Genomic DNA, 21,070 nt, shown 5'->3' with positions numbered 1-21,070 from the left:
CCCGGTCCGATTCAAATACGTTACGAATCGGCCGGGTCCCCACGCGCGATCGGCGACGGCGGGCGGACGGACGGGTCCCCCCTGCGGAGCCGACGGATGACCGTCCCCGGTGCGTCCGGATTTATCCGCGGCGGGCGAGAACGAGAGACGATGGCCGAACACCAGTACCGGTGGGATGCGTTCTCCGCGGGTGTGGTCCTTCTCGGTTCGGTTCTGACCGCCGCGACGGCGTACCACCACGTCGTCCGCGAACCGGCCGCCGTCGGTCAGGTGATCGCGCCGACGGCGGCGTTCCTGCTCGACGGGGGATTGGCCGTCGTCGTCGCCGCCGCGGGGATCGGAATGGCGCGGTCGGACCGGGGGCGCGAACACAACCGGACCGTCGCCGCGTTCGGCGCCGGAACCGCGGTCGCGTTCCTCGCGGCGGTGGCGCTCACGATCGGGATCCGCACGGTGGAGGGACGCGCGGTCCCGGAGCCGGTGTTCGTCCTGTTCACGTCCCTCGGAGCCGGGTTCCTCACCGGCGCACTCGCCGGCGAGTACCGCGCTCGAAGCCGCTCGTACGCCCGGTCGGCCGCCCGCAAACGCGACTCGCTGGCGTTCGTCAACGGGATGCTCAGACACGACGTCCGAAACGACGCCGCGATCATCGCCGGCTACGCGGAGGACCTCGACGGCGGGGAGGCGGCGACCGACGGACGGGACGCGGCGTCGGTCGTCCGCGACCGCGCACAGCGGGTCGTCGAGCGGACCGAGCTGGCTCGGACGGTCGGCGAGACCGTCTCCGGGGAGATCGATCCCGATCCGATCCCGCTCGCGCCGCTCGTCGACGAGGCGGTCGCGTCGGCCCGAGCCGCGTACCCGTCCGCGACGGTCTCGAGCGAGCTACCGAGTGATCTCGCCGCGCCCGTGAACGAGTCGTTCCGGCTCGTCCTCGACAACCTGATCGAGAACGCGATCGAACACCACGACGGCGAGGCGACCGTCCGCGTCGAGGGCGAACGGGACGGCGATCGCGTCCGGGTGCGTGTGCTGGACGACGGGCCGGGTATCGACCCGGAGACGCGGACGGGACTGTTCGATCACGCGGTGGGAACCGCGAAGGGGCTCCACGTCGTGAACACCGTCGTCGACGGCCTCGGCGGCGACGTGCGCGTCGAGGACCGCGACCCGCGCGGGACCGCGGTGGTCGTGTCGCTCCCGGCGGCGGAGACGGAACCGGGGGCGGACGCGACGACCGGAAGCGGGCCGGGGTCGACAGCCGCCGGCGACGGTCGCGACCGCGGCGACGACGCGATCGGTCCCCCCGTCGACGATCGGGACGGCGTCTGACCGTCGCGCTTTTCTCGTCGGATCCGCTATCGTCACCCAGCAGTGGCCATCACGGACAAGATCTACCTGAAGAACCACCGGCAGATCGCCTCACAGCTCGACGCGAACATCCCGAAGGGCGCGTTCTCGGGGGCGACGCTGGACCTGGTGTTCTCGGGCGACGGCCTCGCCGAGCTCGACGAGACCACCCGCGACCGGGTGCTGGAGTTCGCCGAGGACTTCCTCGATTGCGCCTGCGACGACGCGCCGTACTGCGGACACCCCGAGCGGAAGTTCGTTCGCTACCTGCTGGAGCTGCGCGCGCAGGGGCTCGGTCCGGACGCCATCGTCGACGTGATGGGCGACGACTACATGCTGTACGCCTATCCGGGCGACGTGCTCTCGTTTCTCGACTCGGCCGTGCGCACGCTGGAGGCGACGGAGTCGCTCGCGGCCGTCGAGGGCGACGAGGAGGCCCGCGAGAGGGCGCACGAGGCGCGAAACGAGTTGGCGCGGTAGGCACCGGCTAGCTCCCTCCGACGCCGGACTGCGGGCTTAATACGGATGAAACCGCGTTCGTAACGCTCGGTGTTTACCGTTCCTCACGGGGAAGTCGTAGCCATGTCGAAGCAGGAAACGAGACGGAGGGCGGCAGCCGAGCGTCGTCCGAGCGAACTCGTCGTCGAGCACGTCGCGGCCGCCGAGGGGGTGTCGCCGGCCGCCCTCGAGGATCGCCTCCACGACGCCGTCGACCCGGAAGCGCTCGATGGCGTCGTCCGAAGCGGGTCGCCGGACGTGGAGGTGACGGTTCGGTTCGGCGGGTACCTCGTGACCGTTGTCGGGGGTCGAACACCCGAGGTGACGGTCCGACCGGTCGACTAGAGGTTCGTCGACCGGTCGACGGACGCGAGCCTACCCGAGTTGATACGGTTCGTCGTCGCGCTCGCGGTCGCGGTCGTCGTCGAGCTCCTCGAGGAACACGACCTCCTCGCCGTCGTCGGCCTCCTCGAGTCTGTCCTGCAGGTACGTGACGAACGCCTTGTACTCGTCCAGCTGCTCGCGGAGGTGCTCGGCCTCCAGTTCGAGCCGCTCGTGCTCGCGGACGAAGCTCTTGGGCACCTCGACGGTCGGCGGGAACGACTCGCCGTCGGCGTCGGTCTCCTCGACGCGGTTCTCCGGGACGACCTCCACCTGCCCGTCGTGGGCGACGAGGGTGTCCACGTAGTCGCGGAACACCGCCGACAGCGAGAGGTCGCGCTCGTCGGCGATCTCGCGCAGCGCCTCGAAGGCGTCCTCGTTGACGCGGAACGAGACCGTCTTGTTCTTGCTCCCCATTGCCGGATGCTCGTTCGGCCTGTCACTTAACCGTTCGTCAGACGCTCACACGGCGCTCTCGGGGATGGAGTGTGAAAACGGGAGGTCGGCCGCCGACCTACGCGGGCGCCTCGTCCTCGAGTTCGTCGGCGTCGTCGAGCGACTGCAGCGCCGCGACGGCGGCGTCGCGGTACTCCTCGACGGGCAGGTCGTACTGCTCGCGGGCCATCCGCGCGTACTCGTTGCCCTCGTCGTCGAACGCCTCGATGCGGTCGAGCGTCCGCGCGGCGGTCTCGGCGACCCAACGGTCGCGCGTGGCGGCGTCGACGGTCGTGATGGACTCGGGACGCACGGAGACGTTCACGCTGCCGTCGTCCGTCTCGTAGGTTCGGGGCTTGCCGACGACGGCGACGTACGCGGGCGGCTCCAGCTCCCGGAGGGCGCTCGCGGCCTCGGGCTGGTACTGCCCGGCGTAGGTGAAGAACGTCCCCGTCGGGTCGACGATCCGGCCGCGCCAGTACTCGCTGTCCTCGCCGACGTCCTCCTTCTCGGTGAGGGTGCCGACGATGAACACGCGGTTGGCGCGCTCGCCCGTGGGGAGCAGCAGGTACAGGGGGGCCCGCTCGTCGTCGGACTCCTTGAACGTGTAGCTGGCGTCGTTGTACTCGGCCGCGAACACGCGGCGTGCGACCTCTCGGGATGGAACGGACTGGCTCATTACAGGGACCTCGCGCGGATCAGCAGCGACTCGGCGTCGACGGTGTCGTCGGCGCCGGACAGTTCCTCGAACTCGTCGGCGAGCACGTACCGGCCCAGCGTCGGGCCGCGAACGCGGTAGTAGCGGCCGACGATCATGTCGGCCATCTCCTCGCCCACGACGGTCGTGTCCAGGGCGTCCTGGGCCATCTCCTTGGCCTCGTCGAGGCCGATGCCGGTCAGCTCGGCGGTCGCCTCCTCGTTGAAGATGACCTCCTGGACGGCGTCGCCGTCGTCGAGCACCGCCTTGATGCGGAGGTCGAACTCGCCGTCGACCTGGCCGTGCTCGCTGCAGCGCCCGTTCTGGAGCACGCGCGTGCAGTCGTCCTCGGGACAGCGCTTGATGAGGCCCGAGCCCGACTGGATGTCCACCAGCGCGCCCTCGACCTCGTCGCTGTCGTCGCCGACCTCGATCTCCTCGTCGAGTTCGGAGATCGTGGTCGTCCGATTGAGCTTCACCGAGTAGTTGCCCTGGTACTCGTCGGTGACGACGTTCGAGAGCGCGTAGCTCTGGCCCTCCTCGAGCTCCTCCAGCTCGCTCGTGGAGAAGGAGACGAACTTGATCGTGCCGGACTCGTCGCCGAGCAGGCCCACCTGCGCGATGGAGTCGTGGTTGGGGTCCCACAGGTCGGCCACCGTCACGCGAAGGTCGACCCACTGTTCGTCCTCGTCGATGTCGCCGACGAGCGCCTGTTGGCTCCCGCCGGAGCCGATCTCGTCGCGCTCCAGCCCCGCCTCGTCGAGGTAGGAGTTGACGACGCTCCGGCGCGCCTCGTCGACGGGGACGCTGTACTCGTTCACCAGCGAGGCGAGGCGCTCCTCGATCTCCTCGACGGTGAGGTCCAAGTGGTCTGAAAACTGCTCGTGTATCTCTTCCGCGTGGGTTTGCAGGTCTGCCATGGTTCTCTCGCCTCCGGGTATGTGTTCAGTGGGAGGCGTACGACGGTTGGTTCGCGATCCTATTTAGTATTCCGTGACCGGGGTGAAAGTGGAGATCCGGGAGGGCGGTGACCCGTCGCCGCGACCGTTCGCGCGCGGGCAACGGACTGATAGTCGGGGCGCGCCCACACGGGAACATGGGACTGGGCGACAGGCTCCGGCGTGTGCTCGAACAGCAGGCACGCAAGGCCGGCCGCGAGTACGCGCGCAGCAAGCGTGCCTACCGCGAGGGTCGCGAGTGGGGCGAGAACCACGCCGGCGACTTCGACCTCCCGACGGACGACGAGGACCGCGCCCGCATCGTCTGTCGCCGCCACGCCGAGAAGCGCCGCGTCGCCGTGAACGCCGACGGGGAGCCGGCGTGTTTCGAGTCGGGGCACCCGGACTGTGAGGGGTGCGCCGAGGACGTGCGGGAGGGACGCATACAGACCTGGTAACGTTTTGCCCGCCGCGCACGAGCGGGTCGACATGGATCGACCCGTCGTCGCCGTGATCCTCGCCGGCGGCACCGGTTCGCGGCTGTACCCCGCCTCCAGAAGCGACCGCCCGAAGCAGTTCCTCGCGCTGGGCGACCCCGACGACGACCGGAGCCTCCTCGCGAGAACCGCCGAACGAACGGGCTTCGCGGACGCGACGCTGGTCGCCACGCGCCCCGAGTTCGCCGACGAGGTGCCCGAACACGCCCCGAACGCCGAGGTCGTCGTCGAGCCGGCGGGCAAGGACACCGGGCCGGCGATACTGTACGCGACCCACCGCGCACGCGAGGCCGTCGACGGCGACCCGGTGGTGGTCGTCCTCCCCGCCGACCACCACGTGCCCGACGGCGACGCCTTCGAGGCGACGATGGCGCGGGGGGCGCGCGTCGCCGCCGACACCGACCGGCTGGTCGCCTTCGGCGTCAAGCCGACCCGGCCCGCAACGGGGTACGGCTACATCGAACCCGGCGAGGGGCACAGCGGCGACGGCTCCGCGGTCGACTACCGCGACCTCGCCGCCTTCCACGAGAAGCCCGGGGCCGACAACGCCGCTGAGTACGTCGAGGCGGGCTACTACTGGAACGCCGGCATCTTCGCGTGGACGCCCGCGGCGCTGTTCCGGGAGGCCCGCGACACGCCGCTCGGGCCGCTTGCGGACGCGCTCGACGGCGACGACCCGGATCCCGAGGCCGGCTTCGCGGCGGTCGACCCGGTCAGCATCGACTACGCGGTGATGGAGCGCGCCGAGGGCGCCGCCGTCGTCCCCGCGGATTTCGCGTGGGACGACCTCGGGGCGTGGGACGCGCTCGACCGCGTGCTCGACGCGGACGACGACGGCAACGTCGTCGGGGGCGGTGCCGAGGCGCTCGCGGTCGACGCCGCGGACAACGTCGTCGCGGCGGACGACACGCACGTCTCGCTGGTCGGCGTGGAGGGGTTGTGCGTCGTCGCCTACGACGACCGCGTGCTCGTCGTCCCGAAGGAACAGGCACAGCGTGTCCGCGACGCGGTCGACCGGCTGAAGGAGAACGGGCGGTTCTGACTCGATCCTCCGATCCCCGGCCGTGACGGGTTAGGACCGCAGGCGCCCACCGTCGACGGGCAGCGCCGCGCCGTTGACGAACGACGCGCGCTCCGAGGAGAGGAACGCGACCACGTCGCCCAGCTCGCGCGGGTCGCCGATGCGGTCAAGCGGGATGTCGCTTGCCCAGTCGGCGACGCCCTCCTCGTAGCTGTCGTACTCGCCGCGGTCGAGCGCGTCCTCGACGAGTTCCTCGATGCGGGTCGTCTCGTGTGCGCCCGGGAGCACCGCGTTCGCGCGCACGTCGGGCGCCCACTCCCGCGAGACGGTCTTGACGAGGCCGATCACCGTCCGGCGGACGGCGTTCGAGAGCACGAGCCCGTCGATGGCCTCCCGAACCGAGGTCGAGGTGATGCACGTGACCGTCCCCGCGTCGCTGTCGGTCAGGTGCGGGCGCGCCTCCCGGAGCGTCCAGACGGCGCTCATGACGAGCGTGTCGAAGGCGCCGCGCCACTGGTCGTCGGACGTCCCGTCGAAGGTACCCGGCGGGACGCCGCCCGCGCTCGTGACGACGTGGTCGAGGCCGCCGAACTCGTCGACGGTCGCCTCCACGAGCGCGGCCACGTCGTCGCGGTCGGTCACGTCGGCCTCGACCGCGAGCACGTCGCCGGGCTCGTCCGCCAGCGCCGCCTCGGCCTCCTCGAGGCGTTCGGGCGTTCGACCGCAGATCACCACGTTGGCGCCCTCGGCCGCCAGCGACGCCGCCGAGGCGAAGCCGAGGCCGCTCGAGCTGGCCGTCACCAGCGCCGCGTTTCCGTCGAGTCGGAGATCCATACCTGCGGTTGCGGCCGTCCGGCACAAAAAGCCGCCAGAGGCGGCAGGACGTGCGGTCAGTCGGCGTTCGGCTGCTCCGAGCGTCGGACCCGGACGGTTCCGGCGCCGGTGATACCGACGAGGATCGGGTCGACGACCTCCCGACCCTGAACCGCGTCGCCGGCGTCGTCGCTCACGAGCTTCATCAGGTCCGGCGCGGTGTGGTTGACCTTCACGTCGGCCTCGTCGCAGGCGTCGTACACGCGGTCGGGCACGTCGTAGAGGTCGGTTCCGGCGGCGATCTCGATCCGGACGGGCGCGGACAGCGCCTCCGCGAACGCGACCGTCTCGCGCGCCTTCTCGACGTTGTCGCGGGCGGACGACTCGACGCTCGACACGTTCGCGCGGGAGGTCCCGAGCAGGTCGGCGATGTCGGCCTGCCTGACGTCGCGCTCGCGCAGCGCGAGCACCTCCGCCTGTCGACGGGTGAGGACGCTGCGGTCGGCGTCGAAGCCGGCGCGGTCGAGCAGTTCGGCGACGTCGACCGCGTCGACGCTCCCCTCAGTGGTCATGAGAGTCGATCGAACCCCGGTACACAAAAAGGATAGTACGGACTGTCCAGCCGCGACTTCCGGGGCGGGTCGGCGCTACGATCCCCAGAAGTTGTCGCGCGATCCGAGCCGTTCGCCCCGCTTGGCCTCGGTCTCCTCGTCGATCTCCGGGTTCTCCCCCTCGCCCTCGACGCCCCCGTCGCCCTCCTCCGGCTCGTCGGGGAGTCGCTCGACGACGTGTTTCGCCTTCGCGTGGTTGTGCTTCACCCGATCGATGCGGACGACCGCCCGAGCGGGCGGGAGCAGGCCGTCGACCATGACGATGAAGCCGTCGTCGGTGCGACCGACGCCCGCGCCGCTCTCGTGGATGTCGTCGACCTCGACGACGACTTCCTCGCCGGGTTTGACCGGCTGCTGCTTCAGATCCGAGATCGGCATGTCGTACTCGTTGCACCACTCGGCGCCGCCGCGGTCGCCGTAGTGCTGACAGCCCATCCCCTGGATCCGCTCGGAGAACCGGGGGCAGTCATCCGCAAGTGGACAGTCCGCCATGCGGAGTGATACCTCCGGCACGGTCTAAACGCTTCCGTCTGGTCGAGTCGATCGGACGCGAGGGATGCGGACGGACAGCGATCCAGCCGAAAGACGGCGACGGGGAGCTTTTGCTCGCTCCGCCCGTACCGCGACCGTGAACCGCCGCGCTCCAGAACTCGCGCTGTTGACCGGGGTGCTCCTCGCCGTGCCCATCGGCGCGTTCGCGCTGTGGGCGACGGGCGACCTGTCCCGGTCGCTTCTCACCGGAGTTGCCCTTCTGTACCCGTTCTCGGTGTACGCGATCTACCACGACGACGATCCGACCGCCGTGTTGCCGCCGCGGGCCGTGGCGGTCGCCGGCACACTGGTGGGTGCCGTGCTCGTCGCCGACGCGGCGGCGACCGGCGGAACCGCCGCCGCGACGCTGCGCGGCGCCCTCATGGGACTGCTCGTCGCCGCGCCGGCGTGGATATACGCCGTCACGTACGCGCCGGTCCGCACGCTACCGGACGGTCGGGCGCTCCTGCTCGCCGGCGCGGGAGGCGGCGTGGCGCTGCTGCTGGCCGGACTCCTCCTCGGGACGCCGTTCGGCGCGGCGGCGGCACTGGTGCTGTGGATCACGGGCGCGATCGCCGCCCGAGCCGCCGGGTTCGCCGCGACGCCGACCGCCAGGCTCGGCGCCGTCGCCGCCGGCGCCGTCCTCGGCGTCGCCGTCCTGTTCGCGGCGCTGTTCGCCGGGTCGGTGTCCCCGGCGGCGGTCCTCTCGGCGGTGGCGCTGGCGCTCGCGCCGGCGCTGTACTACGGACTCACGGTCGAGACGGCGTCGTTCGAGTGACCAAGCGCTCGGCGTCGTCCGGGCGTGGGTGCGACCGTGTCGCTATGCGGCGGCTCGGTCAGAGGAACTCGGCGACCTCGGAGTACCACATGTCGTGGTGGTCGACGCGGTCGACGCGCTCGGCGACGTCGACGGCGAGCGCGTGCCAGCAGCGCTCGCTCGGGTCGGAGGTGTCGAGGTTGTAGGTGGCGTCCCGGCAGTCACAGCCGCCGTCCTCGACGACGTGCTCGTCCCGATAGCCGACGACGACGGTGAAGTCGCGGTACCGCTTCACCCGTCCCTCCCCGACGGCCTCGATCGCCCGGCGACCGCGGTCGCCGTGGAGGGTGATGATCTCGGCGACGACGGGCGGTCGAAGCTCGCCGGCAGCCGCGAGCGCCGCGCGCCAGTCCTCCGCCGCGAGATCGGCGAGCGCGCCCGGTTCGAGGTCGGCCGCGTCCGCCGCGGTCGGTTCCTCCTCGTCGGTTGCGGCGGGGTCGGCGGCGGCGGCAGGGTCCCCGTCGGTTGAGTCGGGTCCCTCGCCGGTGGCGGCGGCCTCGGGTGTCGCGTCCGGGTCGCCGTCGCCTCGGGTCACGTGGCGCCGGTTGGCGTGGCCCCGGCAAAACGCTTCGGTCCCGCCGGGGGCCGGCGAACGGGATCGCCGTCGACTCGTGGGCGCGCGTCGATTCCGCGCCAGTTAACCCCGGGGGCGGCGCACGTCCGGCAACGATGGAGGTCACGGAGGGCGGCGTCACCGTCGAGGTCGAGGGCGCGCGCGACGGCGCGAGCGAGGGCCGCGCCGACGAGGTGTTCTACAACCCCGAGATGGAGTTGAACCGCGATATCACGGTCGCGACGCTCCGGGCCTACGCCGACCGCGAACCGCGCGCGGAGACGTACCTCGACGCGATGGCTGCCTCCGGCGTCCGTGCCACCCGCGCGGCCGCCGAGGGATGGGACGTGACCGCCGCCGACGTGGACGACGACGCCGTCGCGCTCGCGGGACGAAACCTCGCGCCCTACGACGGCGAGGCGGTCCAGCGCGACGCCAACGCGCTGCTGCACGAGGGGTTCTTCGACGTGGTCGACGTCGACCCGTACGGCTCGCCGATGCCGTTCGCCGACGCCGCGGTCGCGGGCACGCGAAACCTCCTGTGTGTCACCGCGACCGACACCGCGCCGCTGTGTGGCGCCCACTTCGAGTCGGGCGTCCGCCGGTACGACACGCTCCCTCGAAACACCGAGTACCACCCCGAAATGGGACTTCGCGTGCTGATCGGCGCGCTCGTGCGTCGGGCCGCCAGCCGGGACAAGGCCGCCGTTCCCATCTGTTCGCACGTCTCCCGGCACTACGCCCGGACCTACCTCGAACTGGAGGCCAACGCCACCGAGGCGACGGCGACCCTCGACTCGCTGGGGTTCGTCCACCACTGCGAGGACTGCCTCGAACGCGACCACGAGTTCGGTCGGCTCCCCGACGCGCCCGAGTCGTGCCCGTACTGCGGATCGAACCGGGTCCTCACCGCCGGACCGATCTGGCTGGGAGCGGTCGCCGACGCCGAGTTCGCCGGGCGGGTCGCCGGCGAGGTGACCGACGACATGGGCGAGGCGAAGCGCGCGCGGACGTTGCTCGACACCGTCGCCGACGAGTTGGACACGCCGACCCACTACGACCAGCACCGCCTGTGCAAACAGTGGAGCCGTCCCGCGGTCGGCATGGACGTGTTCGTCGACGCCCTGCGCGAGGCCGGCTTCGACGCCTCCCACGCCCACTACTCGGGGACCGCGTTCAAGACCGACGCGACGGTCGCCGAGATGCGCGAGGCGACCGCCGGTCTCGCGTGAGGCGGCCGAACGACCGCTCCGGTCCCGGTCGCCGCCCTCTTTGACCTCGGTCGACAACGCCGCCGACATGTCGAACGACGCCCGTGGCTCCGGGCCGGCCGGCGACGGAGGATCACAGGTCGACGGCGACGGTCCGATAGCGGTCGCGGGCGCCGTCGTCCGTGCCCTCCGCGCCGCGGACGCCACGTTCGTGGCGGGGAGCCTCGCGTACTACAGCGGCGTCGCGACCCTCCCGGTCGGGGTGCTGATCGTCGCGTTCCTCACCCGGGCCGGGGAAGGGGTGGTCGCCCCCGGAGCCGTCACCGCGGGGGGAGAGCTGCTGACGCCCCGGGGGCGAGCATTCCTCCGCGCCTCGCTCGCCGACGTGACGGAGCGACGCGGGATCGTCGTCGTCGCGGGAACGTTGGCCGCCTTCTCGGTCGTGCAGCTGTTTCGGGGGTTCGATCGCGCGTTCGCCGCCGTCTACGGGGTCGAGAAGCGGGGCGTGCGGTCGCGCGTCCACGACACGGCGTTCGCGATCGGCGTCGGCGGGCTGGGCGTCCTCGCGGTGCTGATCGCGGCGGGAGCCCTGTCGCTGTACACCAACGAGTCGATCGCCCGCGGGGGCGTCCCCGTCGCGGTGTTGCTGCTGTCGACGGTGGCGCTGTTCCCGCTGTTCTACTCGCTCCCGGCGACCCCGGTGTCGCGCACGGAGGTGATCCCGGGGACGCTCGTCGCCGCGGTGGGGTGGACGGTCACGGGCGCCGTACTCGGCGCGTACGCCGCCGCCGGCAGCGGCGTCGGGATCTACGGCGTCATCGGTGGGCTCGTCGTGCTCGTCGCGTGGTTCTACGCGGCGAACCTGCTCGTGCTCGTCGGAGCGGCGACGAACGCGGTGATCGCCGGACACGCCTGATCCGACGATCGCTCCAACGGGCCTCCCGTCCGGGTGGGGGAGTCGCGGGGCACCGATCACTCAGTTCTCACCGTCCCGACACGAACCATGCGTTTTTCTCTCGGTCGTGTGAACACCCTGGCGTGCAGGCAGAATCAGAACCGGCGGGAGCGACGGGGTCGCTCCGGCGAGCGGCGTCGTTCGTCCGCGAGGTCGCCGCGCGGACGAGCGACGGGAACGTCACCTTCCTCGCGGCGAGCGTGGCGTACTACGCGTTCGTCTCGCTGTTGCCGGCGGCCGTCCTGGCGCTGGTCGTCGCGGTGACGGTGGGCGGACAGCAGCTCGCCTCCGCGGTCGTCGACGCGAGCGGGGAGTTCCTCACCGCCACCGGGCAGGAACTGCTCGTGGCAGCGCTCGTCAACGGTCCCGGACAGGGGTCGGTGACGCTCATCAGCCTCCCGCTGACGCTGTGGGGCGCGTTGAAGGTGCTTCGCGGCCTCGACATCGCCTTCTCCCAGGTGTACGGGATCGAGGGCGCGGTCGGACTCGTGGACCAGCTCCGCGACTCGCTGGTGGTCGCCGCGAGCGTCGGCGGGAGCATCGGCGCGATGGTCCTGCTCGGGGCGGTCGTGGCGATCGTCGACGTCGGCGCCGTGACCGTCGTCGCGAGCGTCCTCGCGCTGCCGGCGCTCCTCACGGCCGCGTTCCTCCCGATGTACTACAACTTTCCCGACTCGGAGGTGACCGTCCGCGACGTACTCCCGGGCGCCGTCTTCGCGGGCGTCGGCTGGACCGTTCTCCGGGTGGTGTTTCAGGCGTACGTCGAGTTCAGCGCCGGCGGCGGCGGCGACGAGGGGGCAGTGTACGGCGTCCTCGGCGGCGTACTGCTGTTCGTGACGTTCCTCTACTTCGGCGCGACGCTGGTGCTGGTCGGCGCCGTCGTCAACGTCGTGCTCCGGGACGGCGGCTGGGGGAGCCGGAGGAGTGGCGGCGAGGACCCGGCGTCGACGGGACAGACCGGCAAGATAAAGGGACGGACACGCGTGCGAGGTGACGAATGAGCGGCGAGACCGCGAGCCCCGAGACGGCGGCGGACGGCGAGGAGGACGAGGGTCGTCCGGCGCCGGACATCGGGGAGTTGGACGAACGCGTCGCCGAGCTCCGCGCGGACCTCGACGCGATCGACGACCGGACCGTGGAGAAGCCGGCGTTGGAGGCCGAACTGAAGCGGTACGTCCGCCGACGGATGCGCCGGGGCCACGCCCGGGGATGGGGACCGTACCTGGTGCTGCTGTACGGCACCGTGATGACGCTGGGCGCGTTCTACTTCCTCCGGGAGTGGGTCGCGATCGCCGCGATGCTCGTGGTGTTCCTCTCGACGCTGGGGCTGTACACGCTGTTCCTCCTCGTCGGCGTCGGGTTGAACCTCGTGGAGGTGCCCGGACGCGCGCTCGACGTCGTCCGGGACCGGCGGTGAGGCGGGCGGATGTTCCGCACGATCACCGCCGGCGCGGCCGCGCTGCCCGACTGGGTGGTCGCCGTCGCCGCCCTCCTCACCCAACTGGGCGACGCGTGGTTCCTCTATCTCGGCCTCGCGCTGTTGTACTGGATCGGCGACGACCGGCTGGCCGCCAACCCCCGCCGCGTCGGCGCGACCGTCGTCGCCGTCGGCCTCGGCGCGCTCGCGGTGACCGTCGGCCTCAAGAGCCTCTTCGCGTTGCCGCGGCCGCCCGGCGCCGGCGAGGCGACCGCCCCGCTGTGGCTCCCTGAGCTGCTTCACGGCGTTTACGTCAACACCGCCACCGGCGACGGGTTCGGCTTCCCCTCCGGGCACGCGATCGGCGCGACGATGGTGTACGGCGCGCTCGCGACGTTCCTCGACGTGGGAACCCGTCGGAACCGCCGACGCGTCGCCGCGCTGCTGATCGGCGTCGTGGCGCTCACCCGGGTCGCGCTCGGCGTCCACTACCTCGCGGACGTCGTCGTCGGCATCGCCGTCGGGCTCGCGGGGCTGTGGCTGTTCCAGCGGGTCGCCCGGAGGGGGTTCCGTCCGAACCCCGACCGGGCGTTCTTCCTGTCGGCCGGGCTCGGCGCGGTGGCGCTGGTCGTCGCCGCGGTCGGCGGGCACGGCGGCGAGGTGCTCGAGGCCGGCATCGTCCTCGGCGGCGGGCTCGGCGGGTACGCGGTCTGGCGGGTTCGCGGGACGGACACGACGGCCGTCGGCCCCCTCGCTGCGGTCGTGGGCCTCGTGCTCATCGCCGTCGTGTTCGGCTCCGCCTACGCCGTCGCCTCGATCGGGCTCCCGTACGTGTTCGGCGTCGTTCCGGACACGACCCCGTTCCGCCTGCTGGCGGCCGTCCCCCTGTCGTTCGCGGGCGTCGCGCTCGTCGTCGCCTGGCCGACGGTCGTCGGGCGCGTTCGGGCGATGCGAGACGACGAGGCGAGCGCGGAGTCCATCGAGGACCTCATCAGCGAGGCGGAACCCGACGGCGACGGGGGAGAAACGGGCCGAACGGATCGGTCGGAGTGACCGACCGAATCGAGCGATTCGAGCGTTGAGCGAGAGGGGGGGGGGGGACGGGCGGCGGGGGTCGGATGACCTCAGAACGTCTCGAGGTAGCGGTCCAGCTCCCAGTCGGAGACGTCGACCCGGTAGTCGTCGTACTCGGCGGACTTCGCCTCGACGAACTTCTCGCCGACGTGGTCGCCGAGCGCGTCCTGCACGACCTCGTCCTCTTCGAGGGCGTCGAGCGCCTCGCCGAGGTTCGAGGGGAGCGTGGTGATGCCGTACTCCTCGCGCTTCTGCTCGTCGAACTCGTAGATGTTCTCGCGGACCGGGTCGTCGCAGTCGAGCCCGCGCTCGATGCCGTCGAGGCCGGCGTGGATGAGCGCCGCGAACGCGAGGTACGGGTTACACGAGGGGTCGGGGAAGCGCGCCTCGATACGGGAGGCAGCCGGCACGCGTGCGGCCGGCTTGCGGATGAGCGCCGAGCGGTTGCGGTCGGACCACGCGACGTACACTGGCGCCTCGTAGCCGGGGACGAGCCGTTTGTAGGAGTTCACCGTCGGATTCGTCACGGCCGCGAGCGCCTCGGCGTGGTCGAGGATCCCGGCTGTGAACTGCTTGGCCGTCTCCGAGAGGTCGAACTCGTCGTCCTCGTCGTGGAAGGCGTTCTCGCCGTCCTCGGTGAACAGCGAGATGTGCGTGTGCATCCCCGAGCCGTTGATCCGCGGGATGGGCTTGGGCATGAACGTCGCGTGGAGGTCGTGCTGGGCCGCGATCGCCCGGACCACCGTGCGGAACGTCGCGACGTTGTCGGCCGTCGAGAGGGCGTCGTCGTACTCGAAGTTGATCTCGTGTTGGCCCTGCGCGACCTCGTGGTGGGACGCCTCGATCTCGAAGCCCATGTCCTCGAGCCCGTAGATGATGTCGCGGCGCACGTCGCTCGCGAGGTCCTTCGGCGCGAGGTCGAAGTAGCCGCCGTGATCACCCGTCTCGGTCGTCGCCCGACCGTCCTCGTCCTCCTCGAAGAGGAAGAACTCCGGCTCGGGCGCGGCGTTGACCTCGTATCCCATCTCCTCGGCGCGGTCGAGCGCGTTCTTGAGTACGCGCCGGGGGTCGCCCTCGAACGGCTCGCCGGTCGAGGTGTCGATCACGTCGCAGATGAGGCGGGCGGCCCCGCCCTGGTCGTCCGCGCGGGTCCGCCACGGGAGCACCGCGAACGTCTCGGGGTCGGGCTTGAGGCGCATGTCGGACTCCTGGATCCGGACGAACCCGTTGATCGAGGAGCCGTCGAAGTAGATTCCCTCGGTGAACGCCTTCTCGGCCTGCGTCGCCGGGACGGAGACGTTCTTCACCGTCCCCAGGATGTCCGTGAACTGGAGGCGGAGGAAGTCGATCCCCTTCTCGTCGATCTCGTCGATAACGTCCTGCTCGACGGCGCTGAGCCCGCCGTCAGCCTTGGTGTTTCCGTCCGTCATGTTGTGACGTTTGACTCCATACACTCCCGGTATATAGGAGTTGACGGTCCATGCAATTTCCCCTTCCCTTCGCTCGTAGTGGACATCCGTCAAATTCTAAAGGGTGGCACCCGTGGTCGATTGTAATGACGTACGAAAACCTCGATGCCAAGCTCGTCAACGCGCTCCTCGGGAACGGTCGCGCCAGCCTCCGCTCGCTGGGGGAGGACCTCGACGTGTCGGTGACGACCGTCTCGAATCACCTTCGTGACCTCGAGGACGAGGGCGTGATCGAGGGGTACACACCGCGGGTGAACTACGGCCGACTCGGCTACGACGTGACGGCGATCGTTCAGTTGAAGGTCGAGGGGAGCGCGCTGCCGGAGATCGTCGATCGTCTGCGCGACCAGAAGCAGATGGTGTCCGTCTACGAGGTCACCGGCGACTACGACGTCATCGCGATCGGCAAGTTCCACGACACCGACGAGATGAACGAGGGGATCAAGGGTCTGCTCGCCGATCAGGACATCCGCGAGACGAACACCTCGGTCGTGCTCAACACGGTCGTGGAGAACGCGCAGTTCGACCTCGACGTCGAGGAGTGAACTGTCGTCCGCGGCGGGCCGCGAACGGTGAGAACGGTCGATAGCCGAACGCCGGGTTCAGGCCATGAGCTCGGTCACGTCTTCCATGTCCGTCTGACAGAACGGACAGCGGTACCGGGTCGAGAAGCCGCCGGACTGCGCCGTCGTCTTCGCCTCGAGTTCGTGCATTCCGATCTGACGGCCGCAGTCGGGACAGTTCACCTTGGGCACACCCGAGTGACATGGTCACACACTCATAAATCCCGGTACCGGCGTACAGAGAGAAATATATTAGTACATGCACTTCCGTGAAGGTTGTCGGCTCCGTCGGTCCGCAGTACCGCGAACGGCGTCGCCGACCGCGGACGCGGTACGTGCTATACGGACGCACTGACGGCTCCGGAGCGGACCCCCGTCGCCTCGGCTGGAGCGGTCGGAAGCGCGCCGCTGTCCTTCCGAGGACTCGTGCGCACGCTACGCTCGCTTACTCGTCCTTGCACTCTTCTTGGGCGGCTCGGGCAACGCGGACTCACTTCGTTCGACCGCGTTCACCTCGCCGCCGTCCTTCCGAGGACTCGTGCGCACGCTACGCTCGCTTACTCGTCCTCGCGATCCTCGAACGTGAACGTCCCGTCCCGCTGGACGACCTCGCCGTCGAGTTCGATCACGGAGTCCTCGCTCATGTCGACGATCATGTCGACGTGCTCGGCGGACTCGTTGACCTCGTTGCCCTCACCGACCGTCTCGGGGTACGCCGAACCGACGGCCATGTGGACGGTGTCGCCCATCTTCTCGTCGAACAGCATGTTGTACGTGAACCGGTCGATGGCGCGGTTCATCCCGATCCCGAGCTCGCCGAGGTAGCGGGCGTTCTCGTCTGTGTTGAACACGCCCGCGAGCACCGACTCGTTGCGCTCGGCGGAGAACTCCTCGACGCGACCGTCCTCGAAGGTGAGCCGGACGCCCTCGATCTCGCGGCCCTGGCGGTACAGCGGCAGGTCGAAGTACACCTCGCCGTTCACGCTGTCCTTCACGGGCGCGGTGAACACCTCGCCGCCCGGGAGGTTCGCCCGCCCGTCGTCGTTGAGGGCGGTGTTACCCGCGACCGACATCGTGAGGTCCGTCTCCTCGCCGGACCTGATGCGGACCTCCTCGGCGTCGTCGATCAGCTCGACCATCTGTTGCTGGAACTCCGCCTGCGCCTCCCAGTCGAGGCTCACCGCGTCGTACACGAAGTTCTCGTACTCCTCGGTGCTCATGCCCGCCAGCTGGGCGTGCCCGCTCGTCGGGAACTGGGTGAGACACCACGTCTTCGAGAGCCGCTCCCGCTGGACGGGCCGGCGCGCGCGGTTGTAGTCGGCGGTCGTCTCCGGGTCGATGTCGGCCTTCTCCGAGACGTTGCCGCCGCTGCGGGCGATGACGAACGCGTCGGCCGCCTCGTACAGCGCGAGCTCGTGGTCGGGCAGCTCGAAGTCGTCCTCGCGGGCACGGAGGTACGCACGGGTGGCGCGCTGGGAGTTGTTCAGGTAGACGGGGTTCGCGCCGATGTCGCCGGCGTACTCGTGGAGGGCGACCGCCAGGTCCTCGGCCTCGGCGGGGAGCTGGATGACGAGGTCGTCGCCCTCCTCGAGCTCGATGGAGTGGTCGACGATGGTCTCGGCGTGTTCGCGGATTCGCGGGTCCATGTCACGCGCTTGCCGTCCGGCCGAGTAGGGGTTTCGGTCGCCGACGGATCGACCGCGAGCCCCGCCGCGGTCACCTCACTCGGCGGGCTCGACCCGTTCCAGCACGATCCCGTCGGCGAACGCTCCCCGTTCGGCCGCCTTCTCTCGTCGCAACCGTGCTATCCGTTCGCGACCGCGGCGGTCGATGGCCGCGTCCAACGCCGCCGCGAGGTCCGCGAGTTCCGCGTCGACGGACTCCACGGGGTCGTCGGCCGCGTCGCGGGCCTCCACGGCCTCCTCGACGAGTTTGTTGAGCAGATAGCGGTCCAGTTCCGCACCCGAAACCGACCGGGTTACCGGCGTCTCGTCGGCCGCGCGGATCACGTCGGGGACCTCGTCGCGGACGAGCTTGTCGTACTCGCGAACCGGCTCCGCGTCGTCGTGTTCGTCGGGCACGCTCGAACCGGACCGGCCGCGGAGAGAAAGTCGGTTCGGTCGGGAGTCAGGGGCCGCCGTACCCCTGCTCGGTCGCCCACTCGCGGAGCTCGGCGTACACCGCCTCGCGGTCGTCGCGATCGCCCGACGCCAGCACGCGGTAGCGCTCGGCCTCGGGGTCCTCGACGACGGCGAAGGACCTCGTCTCGGTCGTGATCAACAGCGCCGGCACGACCTCGGTCCCGGAGCGCTGTGCGATCACCTCGTGGTGCGCCTCGACGATCCGGTCGGAGTCGGTGAGGCTCCGCACCGCCGCGGCGCCCATTGGGTACGGGAGCGCGTCGATCAGCGACATCGGGGACGGGTCAGGCCTCCAGCTTCTGCCGGAGTACGTCCGCCGCGTCGTCGAGCGCGTCGTCGAGCGCGTCCACGTCTGGGCCGCCCCCCTGCGCGAAGTCCGGCGGACCGCCGCCGCCCCCGCCGACGCGGCCCGCGAGTTCGCCGACGACCTCGCCGGCGTTCACGCCGACGTCGTCGGGGACGCCGACGACGAACGTCGCGGCGCCGCCGTCGCCGGAACCGAGCACGGCGATCCGGCCGTCCTCGACGTGGGCGTTGGCCGTCGCCCGGAGCTCGTCGCTGTCGGCGTCCATCCGCTGGACGACCGCGACGGCGTCGCCGACCGCGACCTCCTCGCCGCCCGCGGCGGCGCGAAGCTCCGCGAGCTCCTCCTTCAGGCGGTCGATCGTCTTGCCGCGCTGCTTCCACTCGGTGAAGAAGCGCTCGGCGGTCTCGGGCACCTCCTGAGGATCGACGCTGAGCACGTCGGCGGCGTCGTACAGCGCGTCCTCGATGCGGTGGGTCGCATCGAGGGCGGCCTCGCCGGCGGCGAACACGAGGCGCTCGACGCCGTCCTGCACGGGCTCGGTTTTCAACAGTTTGATCGCGCCGATGTCGCCCGTCCGGGCGACGTGGGTGCCGCCGCACGCCTGCACGTCGTCACCGACCCGGATCAGCCGGATCTGCTCGCCCGGGGGGATCCCCCCCTGATAGAGGTCGAAGCCGTGCTCGGACTCGGCCTCGTGGCGGTCGGGCCACTCCTGTTTCACCGGGACGTTTCGGCGCACGAGTTCGTTGGCGACCTGCTCGATCGCCTTCACCTGCTCGCGGGTGACGCGGTCGTAGTGGGCCACGTCGAGGCGGGACGACTGGAGCCCCTTCTGTGCGCCCGCCTGCCGGACGTGATCGCCGAGCACCTGCCGCGCGGCGTAGCCGACGATGTGGGTCGCGGTGTGGTGCCGCATCAGCCGCCGGCGACGCTCGCCGTCGACCTGTCCGGTCACGAACTCGCCCTTCCCGGGGTCGTCGTCGGTGCGGTGGAGCACCACGTCGCCGCGGAGCTGGACGTCCTCGACCTCGACGGTGGCGTCGTCCGTCGAGAGCGTTCCGCGGTCGGCGGGTTGGCCGCCGCCCTCGGGGTAGAACATCGTCTGATCGAGCACCACGTCGTAGCCGTCCTCGCGCTCGAACACGTCCAGCACGACGGCCTCGAACTCCGTCCGTTCCTGGTCGTCGTAGTAGAGCCGCTCCGTCGTCGGGAGGTCGTCGATCCGCTCGTCGCCCGACTCCTCGCGGTCGAACGCCTGTGCCGAGTCGTGTCGGGAGGCGACGAGCCCGTAGAAGTCGTCGGGCACCTCGACGGTCGCGCCCCGCTCGGCGGCGATCTCCTCGACCATGTCCGGCTGGATGCCGTGGGAGTCGTACAGCTCGATCAGTTCCTCGACCGGGATCGGCTCGCCGGTGCCGGCGTACTCGTCGGCCAGCGACTCGACCTTGCGGCCGCCCCGTTCGAGCGTCTCGCGGTACTTCTCGACCTCGGTGCGCACCATGTCGCGGATCGTGTCGCGGTTCTCGTAGCCGAGGCGGTCGGCCTGCATGTCCACCAGCTCGTCGAGGGGGGCGTCGACGCCGACCTCGTCGACGAGGCGCTTCGTCCGCCGGAGCACCATCCGTGCGAGGTAGCCCGTCCCGACGTTCGAGGGAACGATCTCGTCGCCGAACATGTACGCGAGCGTCCGGCAGTGGTCCGCGATGGCGTAGATGTCCTCGAGCGGCTCCAGCAGCGCGGTCAGCTCGGCGGCGTCGACGCCGAGCTTGTCCGCGATGTTGTCGCGGGCGGCCTCGACGTCCTCCGCCTCGTCGATGTCGAGGTGGCCCGCCAGCGTCGAGGCTCGGCGGACCAGCTCCTCCTCCTCGTCCGTGAGGTCGATCCCGGCGTTGTCCTTCAGGAACTCGATCGTGTCCGGGTAGATGGCCTCGTAGACGGTCGGCGTCCCCTGGCTCATCCAGGTCCACCGCTCCAGTCCGTACCCCGTGTCCACGATGTACGTGTCCATCTCGGAGTAGGTGTTGCCGTCCTTCAGCTCGTAGTCGCCGTCGGGGTCCTGCTCCAGCGACATGAAGACGAGCGTCGCCAGCTCGGCCCCCTTGTAGATGACCTCGATGGCGGGCCCGGCGTTGCCGCCGCCGACCCACGGGTCCTCGATGTAGGTGATCTCCGAGAGGTCCGCCCCCATCTCCTCGAACAGCCCGTCACACAGGCGGACGGTCTCGTCCTTCCAGTACACCTCCCCGGAGTAGGCGTACTCGTCGCCGACCTCCTCCTTCGCGTTGAACGCGTGGTGGGCCATCATCTCGAAGGCCATCGTGTGGCGGCCGGTCTTGCCCACGTTGTCGATGTCCTGCATCCGGATACACGGCTGACTGACCGTGAGCGGGTTCGCCGGCGGCGGCGTCTCCCCGGAGGTGACGAGCGGCTGGAAGTCGTAGATGGACGCCTGCGTTAACAGTACGTCGTCGCGCCAGCGGTTCGCCGCCACGGGGTACGGCTCGATGCGTTCGTGGTCGTGGTCCTCGAAGTACGAGAGGAACGCCTCGCGCATCTCCTCGAGGGTGTACGCCTCGTCGAAGCCGGGGTCGCCGATGAACGAGTAGTCCTCGCAGGGCGGCTCGCCGCACAGCTCCCGCTCGTCGTCGCGGGTCCAGAAGTGGTCCCCGCAGGAGGAGCACTCCCGTCGGGAGAACCCCTCCTCCTCGAAGTAGTCGAGGCGATACTCCGCGGTAAGGTCGCTCATTACCACGTTGTGCCCCGTCGCCGCGCAAAAGGGTTCCGGGCCGCG

Annotated in this window: 24 protein-coding genes and 1 pseudogene; 12 read left to right on the top strand and 13 right to left on the bottom strand. The window is 70.4% G+C overall.

The annotated features are described in order from the left end of the window. Nucleotides 1–150: 150 nt before the first annotated feature. The 3 genes from GRX01_RS10330 to GRX01_RS10320 all read left to right on the top strand — a co-directional run bounded on the left by GRX01_RS10330 (nt 151) and on the right by GRX01_RS10320 (nt 2,193). Nucleotides 151–1,332, top strand: coding sequence for an ATP-binding protein (locus GRX01_RS10330; protein WP_159666746.1), 1,182 nt, complete (start codon nt 151–153; stop codon nt 1,330–1,332). Nucleotides 1,333–1,374: 42 nt separating this feature from the next. After that, complete coding sequence (locus GRX01_RS10325) at nt 1,375–1,830, top strand: DUF5814 domain-containing protein (protein ID WP_321168019.1); 456 nt, start codon at nt 1,375–1,377, stop codon at nt 1,828–1,830. A gap of 102 nt (nt 1,831–1,932) precedes the next feature. Continuing rightward, nucleotides 1,933–2,193, top strand: a complete 261-nt coding sequence (locus tag GRX01_RS10320) for a HalOD1 output domain-containing protein (RefSeq protein WP_159666743.1) — start codon at nt 1,933–1,935, stop codon at nt 2,191–2,193. A gap of 30 nt (nt 2,194–2,223) precedes the next feature. On the opposite strand, the gene GRX01_RS10315 is transcribed toward GRX01_RS10320, so the two are convergent. The 3 genes from GRX01_RS10315 to GRX01_RS10305 all read right to left on the bottom strand — a co-directional run bounded on the left by GRX01_RS10315 (nt 2,224) and on the right by GRX01_RS10305 (nt 4,281). Then, the gene (locus GRX01_RS10315) at nt 2,224–2,646 is read right to left on the bottom strand and encodes a ribbon-helix-helix protein, CopG family (protein ID WP_159666740.1); all 423 of its coding nucleotides are present in this window, start codon (nt 2,644–2,646) and stop codon (nt 2,224–2,226) included. A gap of 97 nt (nt 2,647–2,743) precedes the next feature. Then, nucleotides 2,744–3,343: an RPA family protein gene (locus tag GRX01_RS10310; protein ID WP_159666738.1), complete on the bottom strand. Its 600-nt coding sequence runs from the start codon at nt 3,341–3,343 to the stop codon at nt 2,744–2,746. Further along, nucleotides 3,343–4,281, bottom strand: a complete 939-nt coding sequence (locus GRX01_RS10305) for a replication factor A (protein ID WP_159666736.1) — start codon at nt 4,279–4,281, stop codon at nt 3,343–3,345. The genes GRX01_RS10310 and GRX01_RS10305 overlap by 1 nt, the downstream gene beginning before the upstream one ends. A gap of 182 nt (nt 4,282–4,463) precedes the next feature. On the opposite strand from GRX01_RS10305, the gene GRX01_RS10300 reads away from it, so the two are divergent. Continuing rightward, nucleotides 4,464–4,757, top strand: coding sequence for a DUF7091 family protein (locus GRX01_RS10300; protein WP_159667222.1), 294 nt, complete (start codon nt 4,464–4,466; stop codon nt 4,755–4,757). Between the two features lie 31 nt (nt 4,758–4,788). After that, a complete protein-coding gene (locus GRX01_RS10295) occupies nt 4,789–5,838 on the top strand; it encodes a mannose-1-phosphate guanylyltransferase (RefSeq protein ID WP_159666734.1) in 1,050 nt (349 codons plus the stop codon). Nucleotides 5,839–5,868: 30 nt separating this feature from the next. Here GRX01_RS10295 and GRX01_RS10290 read toward each other — a convergent pair whose 3' ends face one another. From GRX01_RS10290 to GRX01_RS10280, 3 genes are all read right to left on the bottom strand, one after another. Continuing rightward, nucleotides 5,869–6,651, bottom strand: a complete 783-nt coding sequence (locus GRX01_RS10290) for an SDR family oxidoreductase (RefSeq protein WP_159666732.1) — start codon at nt 6,649–6,651, stop codon at nt 5,869–5,871. 56 nt (nt 6,652–6,707) lie between these two features. Continuing rightward, entirely contained in the window at nt 6,708–7,202 is a 495-nt protein-coding gene (locus GRX01_RS10285) for a Tfx family DNA-binding protein (RefSeq protein WP_159666730.1), read from the bottom strand. 75 nt (nt 7,203–7,277) lie between these two features. Further along, the gene (locus tag GRX01_RS10280; protein ID WP_159666728.1) at nt 7,278–7,733 is read right to left on the bottom strand and encodes a TRAM domain-containing protein; all 456 of its coding nucleotides are present in this window, start codon (nt 7,731–7,733) and stop codon (nt 7,278–7,280) included. Nucleotides 7,734–7,869: 136 nt separating this feature from the next. Between GRX01_RS10280 and GRX01_RS10275 the strand changes: the two genes are divergently transcribed. Next, nucleotides 7,870–8,550 (top strand): hypothetical protein, encoded by a 681-nt coding sequence (locus tag GRX01_RS10275; RefSeq protein ID WP_159666726.1) that lies wholly within the window; start codon nt 7,870–7,872, stop codon nt 8,548–8,550. A 58-nt stretch (nt 8,551–8,608) separates the two neighbouring features. Here the strand turns inward: GRX01_RS10275 and GRX01_RS19495 are convergent. Beyond that, a pseudogene (locus GRX01_RS19495) lies at nt 8,609–8,944 on the bottom strand (hypothetical protein); the annotation flags it as partial. 314 nt (nt 8,945–9,258) lie between these two features. Here GRX01_RS19495 and GRX01_RS10265 point away from each other — a divergent pair. From GRX01_RS10265 to GRX01_RS10245, 5 genes are all read left to right on the top strand, one after another. Beyond that, the gene (locus tag GRX01_RS10265) at nt 9,259–10,374 is read left to right on the top strand and encodes a tRNA (guanine(26)-N(2))-dimethyltransferase (protein ID WP_159666724.1); all 1,116 of its coding nucleotides are present in this window, start codon (nt 9,259–9,261) and stop codon (nt 10,372–10,374) included. A 67-nt stretch (nt 10,375–10,441) separates the two neighbouring features. After that, nucleotides 10,442–11,269 (top strand): YihY/virulence factor BrkB family protein, encoded by an 828-nt coding sequence (locus tag GRX01_RS10260; protein ID WP_159666722.1) that lies wholly within the window; start codon nt 10,442–10,444, stop codon nt 11,267–11,269. A 122-nt stretch (nt 11,270–11,391) separates the two neighbouring features. Next, a complete protein-coding gene (locus GRX01_RS10255; RefSeq protein ID WP_159666720.1) occupies nt 11,392–12,309 on the top strand; it encodes a YhjD/YihY/BrkB family envelope integrity protein in 918 nt (305 codons plus the stop codon). Beyond that, nucleotides 12,306–12,725 (top strand): hypothetical protein, encoded by a 420-nt coding sequence (locus GRX01_RS10250; RefSeq protein WP_159666718.1) that lies wholly within the window; start codon nt 12,306–12,308, stop codon nt 12,723–12,725. Before GRX01_RS10255 ends, GRX01_RS10250 begins: the two co-directional genes overlap by 4 nt. 9 nt (nt 12,726–12,734) lie before the next feature. Then, the gene (locus tag GRX01_RS10245) at nt 12,735–13,778 is read left to right on the top strand and encodes a phosphatase PAP2 family protein (protein WP_159666715.1); all 1,044 of its coding nucleotides are present in this window, start codon (nt 12,735–12,737) and stop codon (nt 13,776–13,778) included. A 71-nt stretch (nt 13,779–13,849) separates the two neighbouring features. Here GRX01_RS10245 and glnA read toward each other — a convergent pair whose 3' ends face one another. Further along, a complete protein-coding gene (gene glnA, locus GRX01_RS10240) occupies nt 13,850–15,229 on the bottom strand; it encodes a type I glutamate--ammonia ligase (RefSeq protein ID WP_159666713.1) in 1,380 nt (459 codons plus the stop codon). Between the two features lie 125 nt (nt 15,230–15,354). Here glnA and lrp point away from each other — a divergent pair, with 125 nt between their 5' ends. Beyond that, complete coding sequence (lrp, locus tag GRX01_RS10235) at nt 15,355–15,813, top strand: HTH-type transcriptional regulator Lrp (protein ID WP_159666710.1); 459 nt, start codon at nt 15,355–15,357, stop codon at nt 15,811–15,813. Nucleotides 15,814–15,870: 57 nt separating this feature from the next. Here the strand turns inward: lrp and GRX01_RS10230 are convergent, their stop codons facing one another. The 5 genes from GRX01_RS10230 to alaS all read right to left on the bottom strand — a co-directional run bounded on the left by GRX01_RS10230 (nt 15,871) and on the right by alaS (nt 21,025). Further along, a complete protein-coding gene (locus GRX01_RS10230; protein WP_159666707.1) occupies nt 15,871–16,023 on the bottom strand; it encodes a hypothetical protein in 153 nt (50 codons plus the stop codon). Between the two features lie 365 nt (nt 16,024–16,388). Continuing rightward, nucleotides 16,389–17,477, bottom strand: coding sequence for an aminopeptidase (locus GRX01_RS10225; RefSeq protein ID WP_159666705.1), 1,089 nt, complete (start codon nt 17,475–17,477; stop codon nt 16,389–16,391). Between the two features lie 75 nt (nt 17,478–17,552). After that, nucleotides 17,553–17,912, bottom strand: a complete 360-nt coding sequence (locus GRX01_RS10220) for a hypothetical protein (protein WP_321168017.1) — start codon at nt 17,910–17,912, stop codon at nt 17,553–17,555. 46 nt (nt 17,913–17,958) lie between these two features. Then, nucleotides 17,959–18,246 carry a hypothetical protein gene (locus GRX01_RS10215; protein WP_159666702.1) on the bottom strand — a complete coding sequence of 96 codons (288 nt, stop codon included), beginning with the start codon at nt 18,244–18,246 and terminating at the stop codon, nt 17,959–17,961. A 10-nt stretch (nt 18,247–18,256) separates the two neighbouring features. Further along, nucleotides 18,257–21,025 (bottom strand): alanine--tRNA ligase, encoded by a 2,769-nt coding sequence (gene alaS, locus GRX01_RS10210; protein ID WP_159666700.1) that lies wholly within the window; start codon nt 21,023–21,025, stop codon nt 18,257–18,259. Nucleotides 21,026–21,070: the final 45 nt, after the last annotated feature.

This window comes from Halobaculum saliterrae (assembly GCF_009831625.1).
In the GTDB taxonomy this organism is placed as follows: domain Archaea; phylum Halobacteriota; class Halobacteria; order Halobacteriales; family Haloferacaceae; genus Halobaculum; species Halobaculum saliterrae.
Note: the sequence above shows the minus strand (reverse complement) of the source record. Positions and strands in the feature narration are given on the sequence as shown.

Bases quoted from the DNA above. Each gene is read 5' to 3' on its own strand.
- GRX01_RS10305 (WP_159666736.1), bottom strand. From the start codon at position 4,281: ATGGCAGACCTGCAAACCCACGCGGAAGAGATACACGAGCAGTTTTCA.
- GRX01_RS10215 (WP_159666702.1), bottom strand. From the start codon at position 18,246: ATGTCGCTGATCGACGCGCTCCCGTACCCAATGGGCGCCGCGGCGGTG.
- GRX01_RS10225 (WP_159666705.1), bottom strand. From the start codon at position 17,477: ATGGACCCGCGAATCCGCGAACACGCCGAGACCATCGTCGACCACTCC.
- GRX01_RS10245 (WP_159666715.1), top strand. From the start codon at position 12,735: ATGTTCCGCACGATCACCGCCGGCGCGGCCGCGCTGCCCGACTGGGTG.
- GRX01_RS10265 (WP_159666724.1), top strand. From the start codon at position 9,259: ATGGAGGTCACGGAGGGCGGCGTCACCGTCGAGGTCGAGGGCGCGCGC.
- alaS (WP_159666700.1), bottom strand. From the start codon at position 21,025: ATGAGCGACCTTACCGCGGAGTATCGCCTCGACTACTTCGAGGAGGAG.
- GRX01_RS10295 (WP_159666734.1), top strand. From the start codon at position 4,789: ATGGATCGACCCGTCGTCGCCGTGATCCTCGCCGGCGGCACCGGTTCG.
- GRX01_RS10320 (WP_159666743.1), top strand. From the start codon at position 1,933: ATGTCGAAGCAGGAAACGAGACGGAGGGCGGCAGCCGAGCGTCGTCCG.
- GRX01_RS10280 (WP_159666728.1), bottom strand. From the start codon at position 7,733: ATGGCGGACTGTCCACTTGCGGATGACTGCCCCCGGTTCTCCGAGCGG.
- GRX01_RS10250 (WP_159666718.1), top strand. From the start codon at position 12,306: ATGAGCGGCGAGACCGCGAGCCCCGAGACGGCGGCGGACGGCGAGGAG.
- GRX01_RS10310 (WP_159666738.1), bottom strand. From the start codon at position 3,343: ATGAGCCAGTCCGTTCCATCCCGAGAGGTCGCACGCCGCGTGTTCGCG.
- glnA (WP_159666713.1), bottom strand. From the start codon at position 15,229: ATGACGGACGGAAACACCAAGGCTGACGGCGGGCTCAGCGCCGTCGAG.
- GRX01_RS10330 (WP_159666746.1), top strand. From the start codon at position 151: ATGGCCGAACACCAGTACCGGTGGGATGCGTTCTCCGCGGGTGTGGTC.
- GRX01_RS10285 (WP_159666730.1), bottom strand. From the start codon at position 7,202: ATGACCACTGAGGGGAGCGTCGACGCGGTCGACGTCGCCGAACTGCTC.
- GRX01_RS10315 (WP_159666740.1), bottom strand. From the start codon at position 2,646: ATGGGGAGCAAGAACAAGACGGTCTCGTTCCGCGTCAACGAGGACGCC.
- GRX01_RS10260 (WP_159666722.1), top strand. From the start codon at position 10,442: ATGTCGAACGACGCCCGTGGCTCCGGGCCGGCCGGCGACGGAGGATCA.
- lrp (WP_159666710.1), top strand. From the start codon at position 15,355: ATGACGTACGAAAACCTCGATGCCAAGCTCGTCAACGCGCTCCTCGGG.
- GRX01_RS10290 (WP_159666732.1), bottom strand. From the start codon at position 6,651: ATGGATCTCCGACTCGACGGAAACGCGGCGCTGGTGACGGCCAGCTCG.